The sequence below is a fragment of the Nostoc sp. C057 genome, assembly GCF_013393925.1.
GTDB classification, from domain to species: Bacteria; Cyanobacteriota; Cyanobacteriia; order Cyanobacteriales; family Nostocaceae; genus Nostoc; species Nostoc muscorum_A.
This window is the reverse complement of the sequence record NZ_CP040281.1, coordinates 2412750-2431795: the sequence shown is the minus strand read 5'-3', so window position 1 is coordinate 2431795 and position 19046 is coordinate 2412750. Positions and strand designations below refer to the sequence as shown.

15 protein-coding genes and 3 pseudogenes are annotated in these 19046 nt (G+C 40.0%); 5 read left to right on the top strand and 13 right to left on the bottom strand.

Annotation, left to right across the window (positions count from 1 at the left end; translation table 11 throughout):
* Nucleotides 1–173 precede the first annotated feature (173 nt).
* Entirely contained in the window at nucleotides 174–737 is a 564-nt protein-coding gene (locus tag FD724_RS10690) for a Uma2 family endonuclease (RefSeq protein ID WP_179072607.1), read from the bottom strand.
* A 33-nt stretch (nucleotides 738–770) separates the two neighbouring features.
* Entirely contained in the window at nucleotides 771–1502 is a 732-nt protein-coding gene (locus tag FD724_RS10685; protein ID WP_179072606.1) for an ABC transporter ATP-binding protein, read from the bottom strand.
* A gap of 224 nt (nucleotides 1503–1726) precedes the next feature.
* Between FD724_RS10685 and FD724_RS10680 the strand changes: the two genes are divergently transcribed.
* Both FD724_RS10680 and FD724_RS10675 read left to right on the top strand, forming a co-directional pair.
* Nucleotides 1727–2587: a DUF4351 domain-containing protein gene (locus tag FD724_RS10680; RefSeq protein ID WP_179075474.1), complete on the top strand. Its 861-nt coding sequence runs from the start codon at nucleotides 1727–1729 to the stop codon at nucleotides 2585–2587.
* A 93-nt stretch (nucleotides 2588–2680) separates the two neighbouring features.
* Nucleotides 2681–3562, top strand: a complete 882-nt coding sequence (locus tag FD724_RS10675) for an Rpn family recombination-promoting nuclease/putative transposase (protein WP_179072605.1) — start codon at nucleotides 2681–2683, stop codon at nucleotides 3560–3562.
* Nucleotides 3563–3577: 15 nt separating this feature from the next.
* Here FD724_RS10675 and FD724_RS10670 read toward each other — a convergent pair whose 3' ends face one another.
* The 8 genes from FD724_RS10670 to FD724_RS10635 all read right to left on the bottom strand — a co-directional run bounded on the left by FD724_RS10670 (nucleotide 3578) and on the right by FD724_RS10635 (nucleotide 10770).
* Complete coding sequence (locus FD724_RS10670; RefSeq protein ID WP_163927702.1) at nucleotides 3578–4348, bottom strand: ABC transporter ATP-binding protein; 771 nt, start codon at nucleotides 4346–4348, stop codon at nucleotides 3578–3580.
* Nucleotides 4345–5307: a branched-chain amino acid ABC transporter permease gene (locus FD724_RS10665; RefSeq protein WP_179072604.1), complete on the bottom strand. Its 963-nt coding sequence runs from the start codon at nucleotides 5305–5307 to the stop codon at nucleotides 4345–4347. The genes FD724_RS10670 and FD724_RS10665 overlap by 4 nt, the downstream gene beginning before the upstream one ends.
* 15 nt (nucleotides 5308–5322) lie before the next feature.
* Nucleotides 5323–5925, bottom strand: a complete 603-nt coding sequence (locus FD724_RS10660) for a Uma2 family endonuclease (protein ID WP_179072603.1) — start codon at nucleotides 5923–5925, stop codon at nucleotides 5323–5325.
* Between the two features lie 14 nt (nucleotides 5926–5939).
* Nucleotides 5940–6890 carry a branched-chain amino acid ABC transporter permease gene (locus FD724_RS10655; protein ID WP_163927698.1) on the bottom strand — a complete coding sequence of 317 codons (951 nt, stop codon included), beginning with the start codon at nucleotides 6888–6890 and terminating at the stop codon, nucleotides 5940–5942.
* A gap of 7 nt (nucleotides 6891–6897) precedes the next feature.
* A complete protein-coding gene (locus tag FD724_RS10650) occupies nucleotides 6898–8142 on the bottom strand; it encodes an ABC transporter substrate-binding protein (protein WP_179072602.1) in 1245 nt (414 codons plus the stop codon).
* Between the two features lie 226 nt (nucleotides 8143–8368).
* Nucleotides 8369–8695, bottom strand: a complete 327-nt coding sequence (locus FD724_RS10645) for a DUF6464 family protein (protein WP_179072601.1) — start codon at nucleotides 8693–8695, stop codon at nucleotides 8369–8371.
* A gap of 226 nt (nucleotides 8696–8921) precedes the next feature.
* The gene (locus tag FD724_RS10640) at nucleotides 8922–9344 is read right to left on the bottom strand and encodes a hypothetical protein (RefSeq protein ID WP_256874521.1); all 423 of its coding nucleotides are present in this window, start codon (nucleotides 9342–9344) and stop codon (nucleotides 8922–8924) included.
* A gap of 385 nt (nucleotides 9345–9729) precedes the next feature.
* Nucleotides 9730–10770: a 1-acyl-sn-glycerol-3-phosphate acyltransferase gene (locus FD724_RS10635; protein WP_179072600.1), complete on the bottom strand. Its 1041-nt coding sequence runs from the start codon at nucleotides 10768–10770 to the stop codon at nucleotides 9730–9732.
* Nucleotides 10771–10999: 229 nt separating this feature from the next.
* Here FD724_RS10635 and FD724_RS10630 point away from each other — a divergent pair.
* Nucleotides 11000–11914 (top strand): annotated as a pseudogene (locus FD724_RS10630) (IS630 family transposase); the annotation flags it as partial.
* 342 nt (nucleotides 11915–12256) lie between these two features.
* Here FD724_RS10630 and FD724_RS42020 read toward each other — a convergent pair.
* A pseudogene (locus FD724_RS42020) lies at nucleotides 12257–13443 on the bottom strand (ISAs1 family transposase).
* 597 nt (nucleotides 13444–14040) lie between these two features.
* On the opposite strand from FD724_RS42020, the gene FD724_RS10615 reads away from it, so the two are divergent.
* Nucleotides 14041–14295, top strand: a complete 255-nt coding sequence (locus FD724_RS10615; protein WP_114082362.1) for a DNA-binding transcriptional regulator — start codon at nucleotides 14041–14043, stop codon at nucleotides 14293–14295.
* A gap of 1 nt (nucleotide 14296) precedes the next feature.
* Nucleotides 14297–18034 carry a PAS domain S-box protein gene (locus FD724_RS10610; RefSeq protein WP_179072596.1) on the top strand — a complete coding sequence of 1246 codons (3738 nt, stop codon included), beginning with the start codon at nucleotides 14297–14299 and terminating at the stop codon, nucleotides 18032–18034.
* A 40-nt stretch (nucleotides 18035–18074) separates the two neighbouring features.
* On the opposite strand, the gene FD724_RS10605 is transcribed toward FD724_RS10610, so the two are convergent.
* Both FD724_RS10605 and FD724_RS10600 read right to left on the bottom strand, forming a co-directional pair.
* A complete protein-coding gene (locus FD724_RS10605; RefSeq protein ID WP_179072595.1) occupies nucleotides 18075–18626 on the bottom strand; it encodes a hypothetical protein in 552 nt (183 codons plus the stop codon).
* 256 nt (nucleotides 18627–18882) lie between these two features.
* Nucleotides 18883–18969 (bottom strand): annotated as a pseudogene (locus FD724_RS10600) (aquaporin); the annotation flags it as partial.
* Nucleotides 18970–19046: the final 77 nt, after the last annotated feature.

The following is a 19046-nucleotide window of genomic DNA, read 5'->3' as shown; positions in this document are numbered from 1 at the left end:
TGGAAAAGTTATAAGCGGCGTTAGTGTAGTTTTATTCATCACAATTGGTATAGCAATCCTGAATCAAACGCGCAGAAACAAAATCCCCGACTTCTTTAAGAAGTCGGGGATCTCTGGGTTGCAATTCTCACAAATCCAATAAGATTAAGATAAATATGAATTTCTACAATTGCTTATAACTTTAACCATCCAAATAATTGCCCTACAGTTAATTGAAAGCCGTTCACTAAATCTGGAACTGGTAATATTTCTTGTTCTTCTTGTAAAAGTTCTGGTTGCTGCTTTGGTGGATAAACTAAAACAGAATGCTCATCTGGATCAATTAGCCAACCGAAGCGACTACCATGTTTTAAACAATGTAGAATATTTCCAGTTACTTTAGTCTGGCTTTGATCGGGTGAAAGAATCTCAATCGTCCAGTCTGGAGATGTCTTAAAGACATTTGCCACTTCTCCACGCTCGTCTAATAAAATCCGTTCCCAAGCAAACACAGCTATATCAGGGACAATTGAACGTCCGCCAAAAGTACATCGCAATTCTGGAAATGCAAGGGCAATTTTTTGAGGTTTGGTTACAGAATTGATATTACTGACTAGTTCACCCTGAAGAATACTATGTTTTCCTTGAGGCATTGGCTTTTGAATAATTTGACCGTTGATGTATTCTGAGCTAGGCTTTGTTTCTGGAAGCTTTAAAAATTCTTCTAAAGTAAAGGTTTTAGTTAGTGATTTTATCATCTTTTTGTATCTCCAAAAATTTCATTTAATTAATTACCCTAAATAAGCTTTTTTAACTCGCTCATCACTAATCAATTCTGATGCTGCACCTGTTAAAGTAATAGAACCAGCTTCTAAAACATAACCGCGATCGGCAATTTGTAATGCCAAATTCGCGTTTTGTTCAACTAATAAAATAGTCACGCCTGTAGCACGGAGATTTTCAATAATCGAGAAGATTTCCCGGACAATCGCAGGTGCTAAACCTAAGCTAGGCTCGTCTAAAAGTAAGAGTTGTGGTTTACTCATGACAGCCCGTGCGATCGCTAACATTTGTTGCTCACCACCACTGAGGGTTCCTGCTAGTTGATTGCGTCTTTGTGACAAACGTGGAAATAGCTCAAATTGACGCTGAATATCTGCTTTGATTTCGGCTTGATTGGAGCGAATATAAGCACCCAAAAGTAAATTATCAAATACTGTTTGTCGCGCTAATACTCTACGTCCTTCAGGACAATGGGCGATACCAAGTTGTACAACCTCGTGAGTTTGGCGGCGGGTAATATTATGTCCATTATATAAAATTACGCCACTCTTAGAATTAACTACTTTAGATATGGCACGGAGTGTAGTAGTTTTACCAGCACCATTAGCACCAATTAAAGTAACTACCTCGCCTTTTTGAATAATCAAATTAATCTTTTTTAGAGCTTGGATACCACCATAATTTACATCAAGTTCTTGAACTTCTAAAATTGTATAATTTGGTTTACTATCGGCTTTCATCGGCGGTTTACAGAAATGTTGATTCAAAACCTAACATACATTAATCATACATTTATGAAAACAGTGCGATGCAGAAAAGCCCTGGCGACTTCCAGTCGCGGCTACACAGATAAAACCCACCTCCGTGGGTTAAAAATCTTTTTGCTTGACCCCAAAAACCAATGCCAGAATACTGCAATCTATATGATGTACTATTAATTACTGATAAAGATATCAAGCGTCCTGTGGCAAAAGCAGTAGATATTGGTAGCAAACGACTAATTAATTTAGCTCCCGATGCATGGTTACAGTGGGTGACACAGCGTCCTGAAGTTGTGGCGAAAGAAATTCTTGGTTCTGAGTTTCAGTGGATTAGCCGTGAAACAGATGTGTTAGTGAAGGCATACAGTCCTACTCACGGAGATTTTTTAGTATTAAATGAACTACAACTACGTTACACAAGACAGATTCCTCTACGGATGAGAGCCTATGCAGCCCTAGCACAAGAACGCTATCGATTGCCAACTTATCCAGTACTGATCAATATTTTGCCGCCTCCATCCACCTTAACTATTGTCAATAGCTACGAACAGGAATTTTTGGGATTACGTGCCATCCAAGATTATCGCGTGATTAATTTGTGGGAAATCGATGCTGAAATAGTGTTTCAGCAACCACTACCATCGTTGTTACCCTTTGTGCCAATCCTGCAAGGGGGAGGAGAGGTATCAGTTGTGCAACGAGCATTACAGGCACTACGAGCAGATGCACAGTTGAACCAATTAGAATCATTACTGGCATTTTTTGCTAGCTTTGTTTTAGAAACGCCTTTAGTGCAACAAATGATGAGGTGGGATATGGCAATATTGCGAGAATCGCCTTGGTATCACGAGATTGAGCAAAGAGGTATTCAAGAGGGTGCGCGACGGCAGTTAATCCGAGTATTGGAACAACGCTTTGGCGAAATTCCCCATGAGGTAGAAGTAAGGCTTGAGGGCAAAAATGTAGAACAATTAGAAATTTTAATGGATAGTGCGTTAGCGGAGCTTACCGGAGGTATCGCAGTAAATTCTTTTGAAGATTTTATAAAAATTTTGTCTGCTTAAATTTCACTAATGCGCTTTGATAAGCATTTTTTGAGTGTAATGCTAAATTTATAGTTACCATAAATCTCACTTACTGAGTGCATCTATACCTTAATGACGAAGCCTGCTGATGTCAGTACCAAAAAATTAATCAGCCTCGCACCCAATAACTGGGTGAGATGGGTAACGCAGATTCCTGATATTGTTGCTGGAGAAATTCTAAATAGTGAATTTCAGTGGATTAGCCGGGAAAGTGATGTTTTAATCCGTGTTAGTAGTCCTCAACATGGAGAATTTTTACTTCTCAACGAATTGCAATTACGCTATAAATCCCAAATGCCACGTCGGATGCGTGCTTATGCTGCACTTGCAGAAGAAAAATATAACTTACCAACATATCCCGTTCTCATCAATATTCTTAAAACTGGTAACAACGAAATACCCACAAGCTTTACATCAAATATTGCAGGATTACGGGCAATCCAAGATTATCGAGTAATTAACCTGTGGGAAATTGATGTCAATATTGCTTTTCAACAACCCTTACCATCCTTACTGCCATTTGTACCCATTCTCAAAGGTGGTGAAAATGAATCTATTATTAGAGAAGCATTGCAAATTCCCCGTGCTGATGAACAACTAAACCAACTTGAAACAGTTCTAGCTTTTTTTGCTACGTTTGTTCTAGAGAATACACTCGTTCAAGAAATCATGAGGTGGGATATGTCTGTATTACGTGAGTCACCTTGGTATCAAGAAATTTTGCGCGAAGGGGAAGCACGTGGGGAAGCGCGTGGAGAAGAACGCGGGAAAGCAAGCGGGGAACTACGAGGAATACTTTCTGCGATTGAAATTAATTTAGAGTTGAAATTTAGCGATCGCGGCTTACAATTAATGCCAGAAATTAACCAGATTCAGGATTTAGAGCGTTTGAAAACAATTTTACGGAATATTGTCACTGCAAATACTATTGAGGAATTGCAACAGATTCTGTAATTCTTTGGTTAGTTATCATTCATTTCCTAAATAAGCTTCAATTACAGCTGGATCGTTTCTAACGATAGATGGTTCACCCAAAGCAATCAACTGTCCAAAATCTAACACGGCAATGCGATCGCACAAACCCATAACCAAGGGTACATGGTGTTCAATCAGCACAATTGTCAAATTAAACTGTTCTCGCAGACTACGGATAAATTCACTCAGTTGCTGCTTTTCGTTGGGATTCATCCCCGCCGCAGGTTCGTCGAGGAGTAAGATTTGCGGTTCTAGGGCTAAAGCGCGGGCAATTTCTAAGCGACGCTGATCCCCATAAGCGAAGTTTTTGGCTTTTTCGTCAGCGCGATCGCTCAATCCCACCATCTCTAATAATTGTAAAGCTTTTCGCCTGCTTTTTTTCTCTTCCCGACGCGCTGGTGGTAATCCCAAAACTCCTGTTAATAGATTACTTTTATTATCTAAATGTCGGGCAATTATTACATTTTCTAGCGCTGACAATTCACCAAATAAGCGAATATTTTGAAAAGTCCGAGCAATACCTAAACCTGCAATTTGATGGGGGCGTAGTTGGGAAATATTAGCACCTTGATAGCGCAACTCTCCACTAGAAAGGGGAATAAAAGCTGTAATCAAATTAAACAGTGTTGTTTTTCCAGCACCGTTAGGGCCAATCAGTCCAAAAATCTCATGTTGATTGACTGTAAAAGATACATTATTTACCGCCACTAAACCCCCAAAACGGCGAGTCAGTGATTTGGCTTCTAAAACAATGTTATTTGTCATTGCGCTGCGGCTTTAATCAAATCGGCTGCTTTTATCAATTGCTTTTTACATTTTTTCAAAATATCTGGAGTTACAAATCCTTGGGGAAAAAATATAGTTCCTAAGACTATTAATATACCATAAATAATTAATCTACCATCTCGTAAAAATTGGGCTAACCAATTGGGTAATCCTGGTATATCGGCGATTCTTCGCAAAACAATTTCTAATAAAACTTTTAATACAATCGCACCTACCACCGAACCTAAAAAAGTTCTAGAACCACCAATTAACACAATCGTCAAATAAGTGATGCTAGCATCAAAAGTACCTTGTCGAGCATTCCAGGTATTGAGAAAATGAGCGCTGATTACACCTACAATTCCGGCAAGCATTGCTCCGAGAGTAAAGGCTAAAACTTTGTAGTAGGTGGGGTTTATTCCCATTGCACTGGCAGCTAATTCATCTTCGCGGATGGCAATGAATGCCCTACCTGTACGAATACGTTCTAAACGGTAGAATAATACCATACTAACTAACAGTAATGGTACAGCAATCCACAAATATTCAATTTGGCTTTGGAATGGTTGAGGAATACCAAAAATTCCTACAGCACCGCCTGTAATATCTAAATTTAAGGATACAACTCGCAATACTTCTACAAAAGCAATAGTTGCGATCGCTAAATAAATTCCCCGTAACCTTAATGCCGGAATTCCCACGATTACAGCTAATATACCGGAGATTAAACCAGCAATTAACATTTCTAATAAAAGTAATGGAATGGGAAATAAATTATTACTAGATGGAAAAACTTTTGTAGATAAGATTGCTGCAATATATCCACCTAAAGCATAAAATCCAGGACTAGCCAAAGATAATTGTCCAGCCATCAGTGGTAAATAAAGCGATAATCCTAATAAAGCCTCCAATACCATGTAGACTATTGGTGATTCATAAGTAGAGAAAAATTCAGCCATTGTAAAATATTTTGATTAAGCTGTTAATATTTGCTCTGCTGTTAACGCCAGTTCAGGAAAAGTGCATGACACAATTCGTTCGGAACCTCTAAAATATGTGCGTTGATATTTACCCCCAGCATCTAATAAAAAAACAAACACAGTCGGAACTTTGGGATTTCCCAAATACTCTCTAGAACCAATTGCCAAATAATCTACAATCCAATATTCTGTAATACCTAACCGTTGATATTCATCTAATTTATCAATGTAGTCATCTTCCCAATTAGTTGATGTTACTTCGATCACTAGCTGGATGGGTTCTTCAAGTGCAGAATAAGCAGAACGATTTGAGCGCCATACATCTTTATCTATGACACTTACATCAGGCTTGCGTCCTTGTTCGATTCCATTGGCAGTTATGGTTTTTAAAACTGCTGTGTTTTTTACTACGTAATTCAGATTTAGACGTTTAATTTCATCATTAAAACTCAACAATATAAAATCAGCGACATCATCATGATTTCTAGTTGCACGCACTTCTACAATTTCTCCATCCACAAATTCATATAAACCTTCTTCTGGACACTCTTCCAAAAATTGATCGAAAGTTAATTTTTGTTTGGTGTATGTTTTCATCGCGCTACGTCTCTTTAAACTTTTTGAATAAACCGACGACCTAGCAAGCCTTGGGGTCTAACTAACAACATGATAAATAATATTCCGTAGGCTACAGCTTCTTTGTAACCGGAATATTCTGCCGGCACAAAAGCTTCAACTAATCCAATGAGTAATCCTCCTAAAACTGCGCCGGGAATACTACCTAAACCACCTAAAACAATTACCGCTAAACCCCGCAACCCAAAAGCGATGCCGAAATATGGCCCAGCAATACTAACACTAGAGGCGACTAAGGTTCCTGCTAATCCTGCTAAGAAACTACTGATGAAGAATGTGAGGATGATAAAACGATCGCTATTAATTCCTAACAAACTAGCTGTAGTTGGATCTTCTGCGATCGCCTGCATTGCTTTACCATACTTAGTCCGATTGATAAAGTAAGTAATAATTGCTACAATCGCAACTGATACAGCAAAAATTATTATCTGAACAGTGCGAATAGGAATTTCCTTTTCTGGAGTACCAAAATTAATCGAAGGTGGTAAATTACCATAAGTATCTGCGGGGTATGTGTAACTTTCTGCGCCTACTAGATACTGGATTAAGTTCACAATTACCACTGCTACCCCCAAGCTGGAAACAACAGTTAATAAGGGATCAGATCCTTGACGGCGCAAAGGTTGAAAAGCAACCCGTTCCATCACTACCCCAATCAATCCCGCCAAGGTACTTCCTAAGATTAAGGCTATAGCAAATGGCAATTTTATTGGCAAGGCTGCATTAGCTAGCAAGCCATTAAATCCAAAGTTACCACCCATGAGGGCATAAGTGAAATATGCACCCAAGGTAAAAATCGCGCCATGAGCTAAATTAATGATGCCCAGAATTGAATAAACTAAGGTATATCCCAATGCAAAAATTGCATAGATACTACCAATAGATAATCCGTTCAAAAATTGTTGCAGAAATAGAGTGATATCCATGTTGCAACTATTTTATAAATACGAATTTTCCAGTGTTCCCATCTTTATCCATCTTAATTTGGGCGACGTAAAATTCTTTTTGAATCACATCCCCTACTGGTGTAAAAGCAATTTCACCTAAAGGTGTATTATACTTTCCAGCTAGTATTTGCTTGTTCAATTCTGTTCGCAACTTATCAAGAGGTAATGTGCTGATTTTGGTTTTTTTATCCAACTCTTTAAGCGCTTCAACATACACCTGCACCGCCGCAAAAGATTGACCAGTAAATTGGGCTGGTTCTTTCTTATATTGCTCAATATAGGTTTGGCGAAATACCTTATTAATCTCACCAGGATATTCAGGGCTGTAAGCTTGAGCAATCAGCACACCATCACAAAGAGCTTTACAGACTGATAAAACATTGGGTGTATTTAGACCATTACCACCAATAATTATGCCTTTGTAACCCAACTCTCGCAGTTGTCGCACTAAGTTACCACCATCAGCAGCTAGCCCCGAAATAATTACTAAATCTGGTTTTAAGTTAATTGCATTGGTAGCTTGGGCTTGAAAGTCTGTATCAGTAGTTTGAAACTTTTGAACTGTTACTAATTCTAGCCCTTGTTCTTTAACTGCTTTTTGAAAAATCTCTGTTTCTGATTTGTTAAATGCGTCATTTTGGGCGTAAAAAACTGCCACTTTTTTAATTTGAGGATTCTGTTTTAGTGCAGCTTTCAGCGAATTAGGGGCAACTATAGAGACAGGTGCAGATACACGAGCTACATAATCACCAATTTCGGGAATTCCGTTTGCGGTATTTGATGCTCCAATAACTGGAACTTTAGCACGTTCGGCAATGGGGTCAGCACTAAAAGCTTGCTGTGACAAAGTAGGGCCAACGATACCGACAACTTTATCCTTGTTAATTAAAGTTTGAAAAGCGTTAATTGCTCCAGCTTCATCACCGCTAGTATCTTGGGCTATTAATTTAATCGGAGTGCCATTAATACCACCTTTACTATTGAAATACTTTTCGGCAATTCTGGCTCCCACAAATCCCTCTTGACCAAGTAATGCTACGTTGCTGGTTTGTGCTAAGGCAATACCGATGGGAATCGCCCCCGATGTAGTCGTTGTCTGGGGGGTGTTAGTGGTAGTGTTATTTGGATTACTATTTGGAGTATTTGTCACAGAGCCACCGCCACCACAGCCTGTTAGTAGCAAAGCGCAAGTTGATAATAATGCTGTTGTCTGAGCGATCGCGTTGTTCATCGTTAAATAATCATGTAGTTATTAGATATTCGGCAAAAGCTCACAGTAATGTTCATAATCTACAAACAAAATGACGCAGATTTATACTTTTGCACGAATTCTATTAAATCATTCTTATTTCACCATGCAAAGACAAATATTCAAAGTGCTGCTAAATACAAATTATTATAATTAGTAATGATTTTATCATTCCCCATCAGTTTAGTTGAATCCTAAGTAAGCACTTTTAAACCCCTTTTTCGCTACCAGGTAATCCTTTAGGTTCGTAGTGACGGCAACCGTTACATGGGCCATCGGGATTAACAGCACAACGCATATAACCAGAACGGGCATTAAATTTACAGCTGATGTCGCCAATTAGATAACCTACCCCTTCTAAATAATAGCGATCGCTGTCAATCGGTCTAAGGTTTTGCCGTCCCTGCACTACCGAAAAATTCATGGCTGCTTGCCTCATCCGTAGGCGCGATCGCGCATGGGTTTTGCGGATCGCCCACAGAGAAATCAGGGACGGTAAAAAACCAACGGCAATTACTAAAAGTGTCTTTAACACCTTCTTTTTACCTCTTCTGTGCGCTGATTGATTGTCCCTGATGTTGCACTCTGGTTTACGGAAGTGCAAATATTAGGGCAGTTTTGCCTAATTGCAACCATAGTTGGTGGCGATTAGCAATGGCAGTGTAGTATTTAGCAATTTTAACGAAGAAGTTCCTTCTGCCACTTCAATCAGCATAACTGTTACAACCCCAGGCGTGAACTGCCGTTGAATGTTGATAATTTTAAGATTTGTTGACTAATGCCTTTTTGCAAAAGTGTCTTGTGTCAGTCTCCGCCCCATTCTTGTTTTTTCTGTGTCGCTGCGATGCTAATCTTTTTTTGGTTTGCTGACGAAGTTGCTGTGCTAGCAGTGCGGCTTCCCTTTCAGCTCGGAATAAATCAACTTTTCGCGTCGTCAAAATAAATGATTCGTCAGGTTTTCGTTTCACCCAAGGGACACTAATTGCGAAATACTGACAAATTTGTTTACCTAGCTCCTTCTTCAAAAGTGGGTAACGTTTTTGACTATTCAGTGTGTTAGCGATCGCTTTCAACTCCAATATCGCGGCTTCCAACTCTCCCGCCATCTGATTGATGCGCTCTACTTGTGTTATCAAACGCTCCCGTTCACTGATGATTTTTTCCTGTTGGGGTTGCAGTGGCACTATTGCAGTAGTTACAGGTGTAGGCTGCAACAGCGAGAGCTAATAAATTTTATTATGGAAAAATCAATTTAATAATTAAGTAAATTACTTCTAAAAGATTGACTTAAATCCACCGATAGTATTAAATTTCTTTCAATAACTGAGAATAAAGCTTTTGTAGTGGTGTTTTATGTAGCGGTGCATTAGAGGATGTTTTAAAAGTTGTGATTTATGTATCAAATATTTTTTACCCCTCCCTAACCCTCCCCTTGTAAAGGGGAGGGAACCAGATTTTTCTTGTTTCCTCCCTTTACAAGGGGGGACTAAGGGGGGTAACAACGCAATTAAAATCACAGTCAAACACTTTTCAAACATCCTCTTAGGCTAAAGCCATAACACACCTTACTTAAGATTTGCTTACTCGATGAATAGTCTCTGAATTAATTTTAAATTGCAGTTTTTCTCGTAATTGTTGTGCTTGCTGATAAGCTACTGTCCGCCCTTTGTTTGAATTATGTAATTCTGCTGGTTCCAAAGGCTGAATATAGTAACGCAAGCGAGTTCTCATTGCCCAAATTCCCATTGAAGGAAACAGAATTAAGGCAAACATCAAAGGCGATACAGGTAAGAATGGTAATTTGACTAGTCGTTGCAATTTCTGGAAATTAACAGCCCAGGGATGTAAAAACTCACTCCCGATGCAAACTAATGGGAGAATAGGAATATGATAGCGATCGCTGAACTTAACAAAACTCACATCAAATTTTTCTAGTTGATAGCGTCTTTTCCAACCTTTCAGAGGGCCACGGATACCTTCGGGTGCATATAAGATGATTTTATCTTGGGCCATAGCTGCCTCAAAATCATCTAATTCGGCTCGCACACCACCCAAAACCTGCGACCATTTAGGGGGTAGCCACCAAATAACCCAAGGATGATCGAATAATGCTGGGCTTGCTACGGGTTGTACCACCCATCCTCTAGCTTCACTTAATAAATAACCCAAAGTCAAAAAATCCCAAGGGAAACTCATCCCTGCGTGATTCATTGCCACAATCAATGGCCCTGTTTGCGGCAAGTTTTCGACTTGTTTTAATTCTCCCCGAAAATAGTATTTGACGATGGGGCCAAGAACTTCTTTGCGAAAAGCTTGTTGATATTTGGGATCAAATTCACCAAGTTCTTTTCGGGGTGAACGGAAACCAAGACGCAACCAGCGAATCAGCATCGCTAGATAAAATCCGCCAGGAATTAAAAATAATCCATATTCGGGCCAATTCCAACCGTCTGTATCGGTATGATAGTGCTGCCAATGGCGGTTAAATAAAATTAGCCAGCCTGGAGGATACCAAAGACAAAACCAATCAAACCAGCTAAATATATAGCCTTCACCTGGTGCATTCTCCAGTTGAGTATCGAGGAGGTTTTGGGAGTGTTGATTAATCAAAACGGTTAAAGTTCAGGCAAACATTTGATTAAAAGTGCATTATAGCTTTATAGTTTTCCCATTGGTATCTGACTCAGGTTAAGGACATCTCAAACACTACTGACAAGAGCTTTAGAAAAATTATCCTGTTGAAATAAGCAAGCAGTGATTAAGTAGGTGGGTGGGAAAAAACCCAACTATATTAAGATAAATAAATACGGAAAATGTACTTACAGAGGTAACAAATGTTATGGGCGCTCGCTTAAGGGTATTCCTCACGCGTGAGCAAGACCAAACCCTGTTAAACCTGAGAACTGTGGATGTACCACAGAAAGTTAAAGATCGAGCAGAGGCAATCAGATTAAACGCGCATGGTTGGTACGTAGAAAAAATAGCTGCTCACTTTGACTGGAGTGTTCAAACAGTAAGAGAAGTCTTACATAAATGGCAGAAGTTAGGTATAGAAGGGCTTTGGGAATTACCAGGTCGAGGAGGAAAACCGAAGTGGAAGGAGGAGGACATAGTATTGTTGGAAAAATGCCTCAGAGAAGAACCACGTACATACAATAGTTTTCAACTCTCCCGGAAATTAGAAAGCGAGCGCCACATAAAATTGAGTCCCGACAGATTAAGACGGGTACTCAAAAAAAAGGGGGTCTATTGGAAGCGAGCCAAGAAGAGCCACAAGAGAAAACAAGACCCCGTAGTCAGAGCGAAGAAACAAGCAGACCTAGATATGTTGGAATTATCCGCAGCTACCGGAGAAATAGACCTAAAGTATCTAGATGAATCAGGATTCTGTGTGTGGAGTGAACCAGGTTACACCTATTACTTTAGAGGTGAGCAAAAACGCTTAGAGCAAACCAAGCGTCGTGGTCGGAGATTAAGTATTATCGGGTTTCTTCAACCTTTAATCAGCTTTATTTACGGTCTAGTTATTGGTGGTGTTAGTCGTAAATCTTACATTCAAATGATGGAAATTGAAGCGACGGAAGCTCAAAAAACCGGGCGCACTAGGGTAATTGTGCAGGATAACGGACCGATACACCGATGTCTTGAAGTGCAAAAACTATGGTTAAAGTGGGAACAGATGGGTTTGTACATCTTCTTTTTGCCTGCATACTGCTCCGAGATGAATCCAATTGAATTGGAGTGGCAGCACCTGAAAAAAGATGAATTATGTGGGCAAATATTTGATGATGAGTTAGACCTTGCTTACGCGGTGATTGATGGCGTTAAAGCTAGGGGAGAAAAAGGCAACCACAGTACAAAACGTATTAAATTTGGCTCTAATGGCTCTGGTTAAACTTTCGTTACATAGTTGTAAATTTTCCCACCTACCTACTTACGTTGGGAGCATCCCAATTTTTCAAAAATTCACGGAACTAATACCAATTTAATGTGACGTTGCACATATCTTGATCCCCCTAAATCCCCCTTTTTAAGGGGGACTTTGATAGATGTTTTTCCGGTTCCCCCCTTAATAAGGGGGGCTAGGCAGGGTGGATTAATTGTCGGGAGAGAAAAAGTTTTCTCCCTCGACCGTTAGACTCACAGGCATTGGGCAAAAGGAGTCGGAGTGGTTAAATAGGGCATCAAAAATCATTTGAAGTTGTTTAGCCATCAGCCTTAACGCTTCGGGAAGAGTCCGAGAGTCTAACTGACGAGCCAGGGAAACTAAAAACTGTCTGACCATCGCCCAATTAGCTGGTGAAAAACCGCCAGTATGAATACAGTTATCTTCATTTAAAGTTACATCCTTGACCCAATGAAGCTGATTTTCGATTGACCAATGACCACGAATAGCCTCAGCAAATTCTGAGGCTGAACAATTTAAGCTACTCAAATAAAAGTGTTGTTCATGATAGTCAACAATCTGGCGACGACTTTTCTTTCCTTGAGGTCGAGTTCCATATCTGTTAACCTCTATTAAACTTTTAGCACCAACCCAATCAGGTAGTGACTCAAATGGAATTGGATAGACTTTGACTTGACGAGTAGTCTTTCGTCCATGTAAATTTTCATCATGGTAATTAGTATCGATAGCGATTGAGGATTCAGCTAACTCAGTAGCTACTTTCAGTAGATTTGGCTGGTTTTTTTTAATAGGAATAATGTAGTCATTTTCTCCCTCAATAATTAACTCAACAGTTTTTTTTGGCAATGTAGTGCATCTGCTGTAATCACAATATGATGCCCAGAAAGTGTTTTAATTAGCTCTTCTACCACACTAATCTCACTTTTTTCGTGATTCTCCATAGCTTGATGTCTGACTACCCATCCTTGCTGATGACTATAAACTGAAACGATACTCACAAAGTTTTGATAAGATTTATTTCCTCCTGTGACAGTACTTTTAATACATTTACCATCAATGGCAAATAATTCTTTGTAATTAATTGGCAAACTATTCTCTGCCCAGATGTTAAATAGTTCAGCTAATATCTGAAAATCAATAGAAGTCATAATATTTCTGAATGTTGATGCTGACGGAAATTGAATATCTGGAGATAAATCTAATAATTTGATTAGGGATAATCGATGATTTTTAGTGAACTCAGCTAAAGGTTTGTATCCCCAATATCCCGTACAACTACCTAACAAAACTATAGTTAGTATTATCCAAAGCCTATGTCTAATCCCTCTGGCATGTCTATAATCGGGAACCCCTTGAATTGCTTCGATTAAATTCATTCCCAACTTTCCTCTGGTTTTGGTCTTTTTCTCAAGGAATCATCCTTCCATGTTATATTTTCTCTCTCGACAATTAATCCACCCTGCTTAATAAGGGGGGCTAGGGGGGATCGAATTCTATGCAGCTTCATAAAAAATTGGTATAAGGCACAAACCCTTTATAACTATCTTTCCTCTGTAAGACGTTGTGCTAATGCGGTTAGTTTCTCTATTCTCTTATTGCGCTCAAGAGAATATTTATAATGTAAAAAACTAAGTTGTGTATGAAACATAGCAATTTAACGTTCCATAAATTTGCAGGAATGCGTAATGCTTGAAAATCATCAAATTGCTTGGGAATTATACTATTTCGACATCACACAGCAAGAAAATTTAATATTTATTTTATAGTTAGCTTCTTAGGTCGCACAACCTTAGAACAGTGAGTATTCATCAGAACTGTGGCAGAGGAGTTAAATCAGTGAATAACAAGTAATTAAGACTAATAAATGATATTGGTGTTTCGCCAAAAGATGAAATTGATAATAACTAATGATTATTTAAATTCTTCCTCAAGTTGGAGCCAGATGGCAAGACACTTGTCCTAATCTTCCTATTATGGAACTAAAAAAGCCACTAAAAATTTCAGATTTAATCCGTGAACTTCGGCAGCAACTGGATCTTTCTCAGGAAAAATTTGCAGCCAAGTTGGGAGTTTCCCTGCGAACAGTCAATCGCTGGGAGAACGGATCTACAGTGCCTTCACAGATGGCACTAAAGCTGATTGAAGAAATGTTACAGAAGATGGGCGAACCAGGCAAAAGACTACTGAACGAGTATCTCCTGAAAGCGGAGCAACGGGAGGACTCTTAAGATGATGCTGAAAGTATCCGAAAAATTTTTGATGATCCGCTCTTGGTTACTAACCTATGGCGTGATGATTCTGGCAGTCATAGCGGCGCTGCTGGTGACACAACTATTGCTACCAGTTTTTGATCCGAGCGTATTTACATTATTTTATGCTGCTGTGGCAGTCAGCGCCTGGTACGGCGGCATGATACTTGGAGTATTAGCGATCGCATTATCTGTTACAACTGCGCTATATTTTTTGCTGGAGCCAGTCTACTCGTTCGATTTTCTCAGCCTAAACGTTTTAGTACAATTAACCACATTCTCACTAGTATCCTTCTTAATTACCGCCCTCTCTTCAGAGTTGCGAACTGCCAGACGCAAGGCTGAGACAAGCCTGAAATTGTTGCAAAATAGCGAAATGCGGTTTAGCAGACTGGCAGAATCCAACATCATTGGAATGATTGTTACTGATATTAAGAACGGTTCGATTATAGAAGCAAATGATGCTTTTCTAAAAATGGTCGGCTATACGCGAGAAGATTTGTCTGCTAACCAAATGAACTGGCGTGAAATTACCCCACCTGAGTATCTTCTATTGAGTGAGCGTTCAGTGGAAGAACTGAGAACAACCGGAGTCTGTAAACCCTTTGAGAAGGAATATATCTGCAAAGATGGCACAAGAGTTTGCGTTTTGCTCGGTTCTGTCCTGGTAGAAGACAACGAAGAAACTGTCATTGGCTTTGTTGTTGATTTGAGCGAACGCAAACAAGCCGAACAAATCTTGCGGGAGAAGGAAGAACGTCTGAGGTTAGCTAACGAGCGTTTTCAGTTAGCAGCATCGGCGGTTAACTGTCTTATTTATGACTGGAATGTAGAACAGGATACCGTTGAAAGAACCGATGGGTTAACCCGAATTTTGGGCTATTCTCTCGATATTGCAGAACCAACAGGTAATTGGTGGCGAGAACTTGTGCATCCAGAGGATTTGCAGCGCGTACAAGAGGAGTCGGCGATCGCTCTGGCAAATAGCGATCGCTATACTGCTGAGTATCGCATTCGCAACCAAGATAACCAGTACGTCTATGTACTGGATCAAGGAATAGTGGTGCAACGGGATGCTGATGGAAAACCAGTACGCATTGTTGGCAGCACTACAGATATTAGCGATGTCTACGACGAGCTTCGCTTACGCAAACAAGCAGAGAAAGCAGTCCAAGAAAGTGAAGAACGACTCAGGAGTTTTGTCAAAGCAAATATAGTTGGCATTATCTTTGGTGATGTGAATGGTAGTATCACTGAAGCCAATGACGAATTCTTGAGAATTGTGGGCTATACCCAAGCAGATATTCAGGCAGGAAGGTTAAGGTGGAGTGATATTACGCCTCCTGAGTATCAATATTTAGATGAACTAGCTATTGCCGAGGCAACAGTAAAGGGAACCTGTACACCTTATGAGAAGGAATGTATTCGCAAAGATGGTTCTATTGTCCCAGTTGTAGTTGGCTACTCTCTTTTAGGAGAATCTGGGCAGAAATCAGTTGCATTTATTCTTGATATTAGTGACCTCAAGCAAGCTAAAAAAGCGCTGAGTCAGAGTCAAGAGCAATTTCAAGCTTTTATGGACAATATTCCCGCCGCAGCATGGATTACCAATGCAGACGGGCGTATACTTTACCTCAGTCCAACTTATCTGACCATATTTGATGTAGCAACCAAAAAAGCGATTAATAAAAACATTTTTGACCTATATCCAGCCCAAATAGCTCAACCCTTACTTGATAACATTCGAATAGTTGCCCAAACGAATCAGGTTGTTGAAACCATCGAGTCTGCCCCACGCACAGATGGCACTCTAGGGGAATTTTTGGTATATAAATTTCCCATTGCAAATGCGACAGGGCAACGTCTAGTAGGAGGGGTTGCAGTTGACATCACCGAACGCGAACGCATCCTTCGTGAACGCCAGCTTGCAGAACTTGCTTTGCAAGAGCGCAGTGAAAGACTCAAACTGCTCTCTGAAACCACCAGTGATTTGCTTTCAACCGAGCGTCCGTTGGATTTAATGAACAGTTTGTTTAATAAACTTTCGGCGCAAATGGATTTGCATTTTTACTTCCACTATCTAATTGAGACACACGAAAATCAGCAGAAACTTCGGTTAGTAGCTTGGAATGGTATTACTGATGAAGTATTTCAAGCAATTGAATACCTGGAATTTAATCAAGGGATGTGCGGACTAATAGCGCAAGAACGCCGTCAAATTGTCGTCAACAATGTGCTGAACTCTACTCATCCAAATTCCCACATCCTCAAGTCTTTGGAAATCACAGCATACGCCGGTCAACCGTTAATTGCTCAGGGAAAGCTGCTTGGTGTCCTCTCCTTTGCCAGTCGCACCCGTACCCACTTTACCTCTGGGGAGATTGCTCTACTACAAGCAACCTCCGATCAGATAGCGGTTGCTTTGGAACGCGCCGAGTTAATGACTTCGTTACAGCGACGCAAAGAAGAATTGATCCAAGCTAACCGGATTAAAGATGAATTTTTGGCGGTTCTTTCCCACGAACTTCGCACGCCGCTAAACCCGATTTTGGGATGGTCAAAGTTACTGCAAACTAAAAAGTATGATGAAGCAACCACCACTCGCGCTCTCGAAACCATTGAGCGTAATGCCAAGCTTCAGACTCAATTAATTGAAGATTTGCTGGATGTCTCTCGCATTTTACAAGGTAAACTGAGTTTGAATATTGCTCCTGTAAATCTGGAAATTGCGATCGCATCTGCAATAGAAACTGTGCGTCTAGCCGCCCAAGCTAAATCTATCAATTTGCAATTTACGATTTTAGACTTTCCTGCGGAACACTACGCGAACGATTTTGGATTAGAAAATTCTCACGGAAATTTAGAATCTATCGATTTTAACTCCCAAATCCAAGTTACGCTTCCAGCATCCCAAAGGTGCGATTCAAAATTCCTAGTAACTGGTGATTCTGGTCGATTGCAGCAAGTTATCTGGAATTTACTTTCCAATGCGATTAAGTTTACACCGCAAGGTGGAGAGGTAGAAATTAGTTTACAGTCTGTTGGTTCTCAGGTTCAACTTCGAGTCAGTGATACAGGTAAGGGAATTAGCCCAGATTTTTTACCATTCGTATTTGACTACTTCCGACAAGCTGATGGTGCAACTACGAGAAAATTCGGGGGATTGGGATTAGGATTAGCTATTGTTCGCCATATCGTCGAACTACATGGAGGCACAGTTAAGGCAGAAAGTTTAGGCGAAGAACAGGGAGCAACTTTTACAGTCATACTACCAACGATTAAGATTCACCCAGATAGCCACCAGATTCGTATACAACCTGATGATTTACCCAATCTAAATGGGGTAAAAGTTCTACTTGTGGATGATGAGCGTGATACGCGAGAGTTAATTGCTTTCATTTTGGAGCAATCTGGCGCGGTGGTAAATCAGACAGCATCGGCTGTGGAAGCATTACAAACTATGCCTCAGTTCCAACCAAATCTGCTGTTAAGCGACATTGGAATGCCAGAAATAGACGGCTATATGTTGATGCGTCAAATCAGAGCGATGTCACCAGAACAAGGAGGGACAATTCCAGCGATCGCTCTTACAGCTTATGCTGGTGAGGCTGATTACCAACAGGCAATCGCCGCCGGATTTGGGCAGCATATCACCAAGCCTGTGGAGCCAGCTAAATTAGTTCGAGCGATCGCAAACCTAATTTATAGTCGTAGCTGACTTATAAGGGGTAGGGAGAGGTGAAGTTTTTGACTAATGACTAATTTTGAGAATTTGCTTCAATTTTGCTTAACCAAATTACTAGGTCATCTGCATGAATTTCTATCTCACTTCCTAAAGTTTTTACATACAGCAGTCCCTTACTAATGGTTAAATCTAGGATTGGATACCATGAATCTCTTGTCTGGATTAAAAGACCCGATGGAATTCCTAGTTGTAAAGTATTCTTGCGATATTTCCACCAAGCTCGCCATAAAAGGACAGATTTAGTACATTGCAAGCTATAGTCTTTAGGGATTTGGCAGTATTGATAGTGATAGAAACCACGACTATCTATGTTTCCTTTAAGGAGATAATTATATTCTGGCAAAGCCTGATTCAGTAATTCCCAATGGGATGAATTAGACAAAATCAAGAATTCCGTTTGTGTGGGATTTAGTTGGGCAGTGGCAATTATGCCTTCAGCCTTTGTTGCCAGACGGTTAGTATTATAAATTGTTTGTGCTGTTAAGGAACGATTTGCCAATAAAATATCTTTTTTCTGGATAGAGTTGCATACGAACTCTCTAACTAAATCTAAATCAGACAACATAAAATTGTTTAGACTCAATCAACTAGTGTTGTAATTTGTTTAACCCTCTGTATTTAGTAATTACACTAGTGTCATCTGTCGACCCGGATAATTCCCGACTTGATTTATACTTACTTCATTAGTTGGCTCAAAGCTTTTTCGGCACAGCAAATATACATCAATATCTTTCAGTTAAGCCAGAAATCCTCTGTAGATACACCTTAGCGTAGCGGGGTGCCCAAGCTGCGATCGCACTCACTGCGACAAATTACTCGCTCTTTTGGGAAAAACCACTTGTCCAAAATGCTAATGTCACTGCTGGGTTGAAGTGTGCGCCGCGAATATACCCTAAAGAGTAAATCAACTTCATGGGTATAATTACCTTGGATTTATTTTTAAATGCCTCAGTAATGACTTTAATTACTTGAGGCTTTTACTTTG

Coding starts and splice junctions, on each gene's coding strand:
- FD724_RS10690 (WP_179072607.1), bottom strand. CDS start 737: ATGATAAAATCACTAACTAAAACCTTTACTTTAGAAGAATTTTTAAAG.
- FD724_RS10685 (WP_179072606.1), bottom strand. CDS start 1,502: ATGAAAGCCGATAGTAAACCAAATTATACAATTTTAGAAGTTCAAGAA.
- FD724_RS10675 (WP_179072605.1), top strand. CDS start 2,681: ATGACGAAGCCTGCTGATGTCAGTACCAAAAAATTAATCAGCCTCGCA.
- FD724_RS10670 (WP_163927702.1), bottom strand. CDS start 4,348: ATGACAAATAACATTGTTTTAGAAGCCAAATCACTGACTCGCCGTTTT.
- FD724_RS10665 (WP_179072604.1), bottom strand. CDS start 5,307: ATGGCTGAATTTTTCTCTACTTATGAATCACCAATAGTCTACATGGTA.
- FD724_RS10660 (WP_179072603.1), bottom strand. CDS start 5,925: ATGAAAACATACACCAAACAAAAATTAACTTTCGATCAATTTTTGGAA.
- FD724_RS10655 (WP_163927698.1), bottom strand. CDS start 6,890: ATGGATATCACTCTATTTCTGCAACAATTTTTGAACGGATTATCTATT.
- FD724_RS10650 (WP_179072602.1), bottom strand. CDS start 8,142: ATGAACAACGCGATCGCTCAGACAACAGCATTATTATCAACTTGCGCT.
- FD724_RS10615 (WP_114082362.1), top strand. CDS start 14,041: ATGGAACTAAAAAAGCCACTAAAAATTTCAGATTTAATCCGTGAACTT.
- FD724_RS10610 (WP_179072596.1), top strand. CDS start 14,297: ATGATGCTGAAAGTATCCGAAAAATTTTTGATGATCCGCTCTTGGTTA.
- FD724_RS10605 (WP_179072595.1), bottom strand. CDS start 18,626: ATGTTGTCTGATTTAGATTTAGTTAGAGAGTTCGTATGCAACTCTATC.